This is a genomic window from Endozoicomonas sp. SESOKO3 (genome assembly GCF_024606255.1).
The window spans coordinates 1-5,881 of the sequence record NZ_JAHHPR010000049.1; the positions used below are offsets into that span (position 1 = coordinate 1).

At 48.2% G+C, this 5,881-nt stretch carries 5 protein-coding genes and 1 pseudogene; 4 read left to right on the forward strand and 2 right to left on the reverse strand.

What is annotated here, in order from left to right; translation table 11 throughout:
* Window positions 1-275 (reverse strand): annotated as a pseudogene (locus tag KDK18_RS00820) (hypothetical protein); the annotation flags it as partial.
* Between the two features lie 91 nt (window positions 276-366).
* Between KDK18_RS00820 and KDK18_RS00825 the strand changes: the two are divergent.
* From KDK18_RS00825 to KDK18_RS00840, 4 genes are all read left to right on the forward strand, one after another.
* Window positions 367-1,080, forward strand: coding sequence for an ABC transporter ATP-binding protein (locus KDK18_RS00825; protein WP_257252497.1), 714 nt, complete (start codon window positions 367-369; stop codon window positions 1,078-1,080).
* Window positions 1,077-2,114 carry an ABC transporter permease gene (locus KDK18_RS00830; protein ID WP_257252499.1) on the forward strand — a complete coding sequence of 346 codons (1,038 nt, stop codon included), beginning with the start codon at window positions 1,077-1,079 and terminating at the stop codon, window positions 2,112-2,114. The genes KDK18_RS00825 and KDK18_RS00830 overlap by 4 nt, the downstream gene beginning before the upstream one ends.
* A 398-nt stretch (window positions 2,115-2,512) precedes the next feature.
* On the forward strand, window positions 2,513-2,857 hold the full coding sequence (locus tag KDK18_RS00835) for a hypothetical protein (protein ID WP_257252500.1): 345 nt from the start codon (window positions 2,513-2,515) through the stop codon (window positions 2,855-2,857).
* 292 nt (window positions 2,858-3,149) lie between these two features.
* Window positions 3,150-5,249, forward strand: coding sequence for a neutral/alkaline ceramidase (locus KDK18_RS00840; protein ID WP_257252501.1), 2,100 nt, complete (start codon window positions 3,150-3,152; stop codon window positions 5,247-5,249).
* 24 nt (window positions 5,250-5,273) lie between these two features.
* Here KDK18_RS00840 and fliO read toward each other — a convergent pair whose 3' ends face one another.
* Window positions 5,274-5,570 carry a flagellar biosynthetic protein FliO gene (fliO, locus tag KDK18_RS00845; RefSeq protein WP_257252503.1) on the reverse strand — a complete coding sequence of 99 codons (297 nt, stop codon included), beginning with the start codon at window positions 5,568-5,570 and terminating at the stop codon, window positions 5,274-5,276.
* Between the last annotated feature and the right edge of the window lie 311 nt (window positions 5,571-5,881).

The following is a 5,881-nucleotide window of genomic DNA, read 5'->3' on the forward strand; positions in this document are numbered from 1 at the left end:
AGTGTCGTTTTTAGCCGACTCAGGCCTCCCGCTGTTGTCTCGCCACTGATACTGACATTGACCACTTTCCAGTCAGGGTTGGCTTGTTGCATTTTTTGCTGTAATAAATGAACCCATCCTTGATTAATTTCAATACCATAAGCCGCACTGAGACTGTCACCATAAACCAGCAGGGTTTTCTCGGCTGCGGATGTATTCCAGCTCAGGGTGAGAGATCCGATAAACAGCCATGAGCGTATAGAAAGCCATGAGAAAAAAAGACTATTTTGTGTCATCCTCGAATATGAACGCGGGTAAAACGCACTATTTTTCACAGAAAAAAACCGCCCAATAACAATTAATTTATACATCGGCAAACAACTGCGTATGATTATTAGCACAGGATCCCCCATTGCCGTTTCGGCGCAATCTCTGATTAAAACAGTGACAGCCCGGAGTGGATCGCTCACCATCTTGTCCGGACTCGATCTCAAGATCAAGTCCGGGGAGTCTGTCGCCATCATCGGGACTTCAGGGTCCGGCAAATCTACTCTGCTGGGCATTCTTGCAGGTCTTGATCAGCCTACTCAGGGTGAGGTGGCTCTGGCTGGAAACCGGATTGATCATCTGGATGAAGACGCCAGAGCCCGGGTCAGGGCTGATCATACCGGCTTTGTTTTTCAGTCTTTCCATCTTCTGCCCAATCTGACCGCACTGGAAAACGTCATGCTACCCCTGGAACTGGCAGGAAAAGAGAGCCCCCAGACGCATGCCAGAACGTTACTTGAAAGGGTGGGATTATCTCAAAGGCTGACTCACTACCCCAGACAGTTATCCGGTGGAGAACAACAGCGGGTTGCCATTGCCAGGGCTTTTGCCGGGCAGCCAGACATTCTGTTTGCAGACGAGCCGACGGGCAATCTGGATGAAAAAACCGGGGAAAGTATCATTAACTTGCTCTTTGAAGTGAACCGGGAAAACAAAACAACCCTGGTTCTGGTGACTCACGATTTGCAGTTAGCCCGGCGCTGTCAGCGAGTCTTAAAGCTGACTCAGGGGCGTCTGGAAGAAGAGGTTGAACACTCCGGAGCAGCCAAATGAGTCGAAGTCTTATGCTCTCTTGGCGTTTTCTGGTGAGGGACTGGCGATCCGGTGAACTCTGGCTGCTGATGTTATCTCTTCTGATGGCAGTGAGCGTCAGCACCGCTATCGCGATTTTCAGCGACAGGCTACAACTTTCACTGGGTAGACAGGTAGCCGAGGTGATGGGGGCTGATCTGGTCATTAGCAGTCCCACAAAGCTGTCTGAAGAGGTGAGTCAGACGATAGCAAGCCAACCTGTTGAGCAGGCCACTGTTCTGGAGTTTCCTTCAGTAGTCATGGCTGGAGATCAGATGCAGCTGGTTTCAGCTAAAGCGGTATCCAGTAATTATCCCCTACGTGGGCAAATGAGAGCGGCTGATCAGCCTTTTGCACCGGATGAAGTGACTGAGGATACGCCTGACGAAGGGGAAGTCTGGCTGGAGCCCAGATTGTTTCCGCTCCTGGGCGTTGAAGTAGGCGACACTTTGATACTTGGGGAGTCAGAGTTCAAAGTCGCACGTGCCATCACTCTGGAAACCGATCGTGGGGGTGGTTTTTACAGTCTGTCTCCCCGCCTGATGTTCAACATAAACGATCTGGATGCTACTGGAATTATCCAGCCAGGCAGTCGGGTTCACTGGAAAACCTTGATTGCGGGCGAAGAACACCAGCTGACAGGATTCAAAAATAAGATTGAGCCCCTTTTATCCGACAGCGAAAAGCTGAATCTGGCAGAAGACGACCGTGAAGACCTGCGCAGTTCTGTTGTACTTCTAAGGCAGTTTTTGGGACTGGGCAGTATTGCTGCCATGCTTCTGGCAGGTATCGCAGTTGCCATGTCCAGTCGCCGCTTTGCCGAACGACGCTTTGATGGTATCGCTGTGATGCGGTGCATGGGAGCGCAGCAGAATCAGCTCATGCAGATTTTTATCGGAGAGCTGCTCTTGATGGCTCTGGTTTACGCTACCCATTATCAGTGCTTTGCTGATTGGCCTGTCAGGTTGGCTAGGTATCAGACGTGTGATCAGACAGCCGCCGGGTGCCGTTCTTAAGTAGCCGTCAAACCGCTTAAAAGGGTAAGTGGCCGGGCGAGGGTTATTTATTGAGGTGTTGGCTATTTTTTAACCAGCTCTTCAATGAAGCCGGATTCAAAGGCTGCTTTTCACTTATCCACAGTTCATTCAGGGGGTTGATAAGGGTTTTTGTGGAAAAGTGGATAACTTTTTTAACCAGAGATTTTTCCGGTTGTTGATGACCTCTGTTCAGAAGCTGGAAAATGAGTCGATTTTCTCTATGGGCAATTGTGATGACCATGTTACAGTGATTTTATGGGTTGCTTTCTGAAGGCTGTCTGAGTGACCCTCATCCGCAGTATTACCCAAGCCTTAAGACAGTCGTAAGTCTTCTGATGAGGAGTTCTGGGTGCCCTATAGGACCGAGGAGACACTTCATGACTGATCAGGAAGAAGCTTATCTATCCCTTTTGTGTCTGCGCAACAGCACTTTTCGAATTGCTCAGTTGTACTGGACCTATATCAGGCTTCGTTCACTCACAGGGCAGGCTCCTCCCATTCTTATCGTTATGCTCAGTGTTCTCTGGGAAAAGAAGCAGGGTCTCCATGACAGACTGGTAGAGGCTTACCCGGAAGATATGGCTGCTGAAAAATGGCACGGACAGGATGAAATGAATGATCGACTGGGTGATATGAGCAGGGAGACCCAGGCAGATCTTCAGAAAATTTGCCAGACAGAAATGCAGATGCTGCAACTGGTTGGCATGATGATGAAGCAATAGTGATACCGCAGAAATAATCTTTTTTCGCCAATGTGGGAAAAGATTATTTCTGTATTGCAACCTCCTTTCCTTTCTCACTGGCAACCGCTTTATAACCTTTCTATAAAATCAGGTGCATCCTGTGGATAACTTGTTGGATAACTGTGTTTTTGCTGTGGTTTTTATGGTAGTTTTCCCCAATTACCTGTCCTGTGAGCCTTGCTAAATCTGAGAGCCAGCTATACTCCCCTCTCCTGAATTGATAGGGGTATTTATGAACCGACTCACATTTCCTCCTGGTAGCCTCATTTTAATGCTGCTCCTTTTGACGCCCTGGGCCAGTGCTTCTTATTGGGTAGGGGTCAGTAAAGCGGATATCACCGGCCCGGCAGTGGGCAGTGGCATGATGGGTTATGCCGATAGCAGTCAGATCAGTGCCGGAATAAATGATCGTCAGTGGGCCAGAGCATTTGTGGTGAGTCAGGATGAGAAAAGTCATCGTCTTGCCATTGTGGTCATTGATGCCGGAGCTGTTTTTGCCAGTGTTTACCAAGCGGTTCTCACCCGGTTGGAACAGCAGTTTGGTTCTCTTTATAACCGTCATAACGTCATCCTGACAGCGACTCATACCCACAGTGCAGCAGCCGGTCAGTCCCATCATTTTCTATACAATATGCCTCATGGCGTATTCGATGACAGGGCTTTTGAAAAGATGGTATCGGGCATTGTTCAGGCCGTCAGGATGGCCCATGAAGACCTCGCTCCTTCTGAGATCTGGATGAAAACCGGGTTATTGGACAATGCCAGCCGCAATCGCTCTTTGTCGGCCTATGAAAATAATGTGGATGCCAGCCAAAAGGACTCTATCGACCGGATTGTTCAGCAACTCAGGTTTACCCGGGGTGGTCAACCATTAGGTGCCATCACCTGGTTTGCCACCCATGCAGTCTCCTATCCTGGCAGCAATCATTTATTAAGCAGTGACAACAAAGGCTATGCCAGCTGGGCTTTTGAACGTCATGCAAAGTACAACTGGGGAGTGGCTTCATTCATTGCAGCCTTTCCTCAATCTAACGCTGGGGATATGACGCCTAACCTGAATCTTGATGGCACCGGACCGGGTAAAACTCCGGATGAAAGTGTCAGGGAAATCGGCCAAAGACAGTTTAAAAAAGCCCTGGAACTGTTTAATGCCAGAGGCAGGAAAGTTTTTGGACCCATTGTGTCGGTGCAAAACTGGGTGGATTTTTCCAACTATGAAGTCCGGCAAGAATATTCGGGACAGCCAGAGCTGGTAAAAACCTGCAATCCAGCTATGGGGTATAGTTTTGCTGCAGGCACAGAAGATGGCCGGTCACCTTTTCTGGTGAGGTTAATACTGGGGGCTTATGAAGGCCGAAAAAATGAGCAATGGTGGATAAGAAAAATCACCGATTTTCTGACCTCTCCGTCAGAAGAAGAACTGAGATGTCAGAGACCCAAACCGGTCATGCTGTCATTGGGAAGTGAAAAAAACTTCCATTATTTCAATGATGTATTTCCCTCGGGTAACATGCATCGGGAAGTTATTAATCAGCCCTGGGTTCCCGAAGTCTTGCCTTTAATGCTGGCTCAGCTGGGGAATTTTCAGATTGCTGCATTGCCCGTTGAACCGACAGTCATGGCGGGGAGAAGGCTTCGAAAGAGGTTGTCAGAACTTTCCGGTATTCCCTTGAGACATATTGTAATCGCCGGGTATTCCAACGATTATGCCAGTTATTTGAGTACAGCAGAGGAGTTCTCTAAACAGCATTACGAGGGAGCCTCCACTTTATACGGTCCTTGGGAGCTGAGTGCCATGTTGCAGGCTTTTTCCAGTCTTTACATGCAATTGAGCAAAAAAGAGCCACCACCTGTGGATGAAGCGACACCGTTGGATTTGAGTTATCTGTACGACGATGTCCATATGGAGGATGTTCTGGAAAAATATGATGCTCTATTCGGAAAGGTGGTGACTGATAATCAGAGTAATATTCACTCAGGCCAGTCATTGAAGCTTCGTTACATTGCATCACACCCAAGATCGGGAATGGATCTTGACAGTTTTTTCTATGTGCAGAGGAAGGATGACTGTACAGGACTATGGGATACGATTGCTACAGATGACGACTGGACTACCCGGTTCAAATGGCAAGCTGGTGTTGCTACCGTCGAATGGACTCCTGATATGTACGACAAAGAAGGTTTGTATCGTATCCTCATTCGTGGTGAGTACTACAAGGCCGGGCCCAGGGGACGTCGACTGAAAAAACGTTATGAGTCTGTATCAGGCACATTCTATTACTCTGCTCATTATCCTGATACTGACACCCACTCCAGAGATTCATTCAACACTCTTCGAGGATCGGGAACCAACCGTTCTTGTGAAAAATGACATGAGCAAGAGAAGGGAAGTAGCTTATTTCGAGCTGCCACCTTTCAGCAGGTTTTTGAACTGAACAGCAAAATCCTGCTGATTTTCCTTCTTATCAGGCAGCAAGGGAGATTCGTCAAACGTATGAATCAGACTGACTTGCTGATTGGTGACTCCCAGCAGGATATCCTTTTCGCCAATTCGAATCAGACAGACTCTGGCCTGACTGGAAACCGGAATGCTGGAAACCACTTTTATCCCCTGACCTGCCGTGGGTGTGCCTATATTCAGTTTCTTCACGATCCAGGCCAGGGCAAAAATCAGCACAATGACAAAAAACAAAGGCGCAATGACCTGGGTGAGACTGAGGTCGGCAGGCCTGTCTACCGTTTCTTCTGCAAGAGCAAAGGCTGAAAAGCCGGACAGTAAAAGCAGACTGAGTCCGTGAGGATATTGTTTAAATCCCGGGTACGAACAAAAACTTTTCAGATAAAAAAATAGGCTTTTCCCGCAGCCTCCTGCTTGCGCTGGGACGGTCCAAACACCTTTCATTAATTCTTATCATATTCAAGGCAAAGCGTGAAAAGCAAATTCCCGGAGGCTAGCAGCCTGTCGGACTTAAGGCTGTCCTACTGCGGTTGCAATAAATTGGT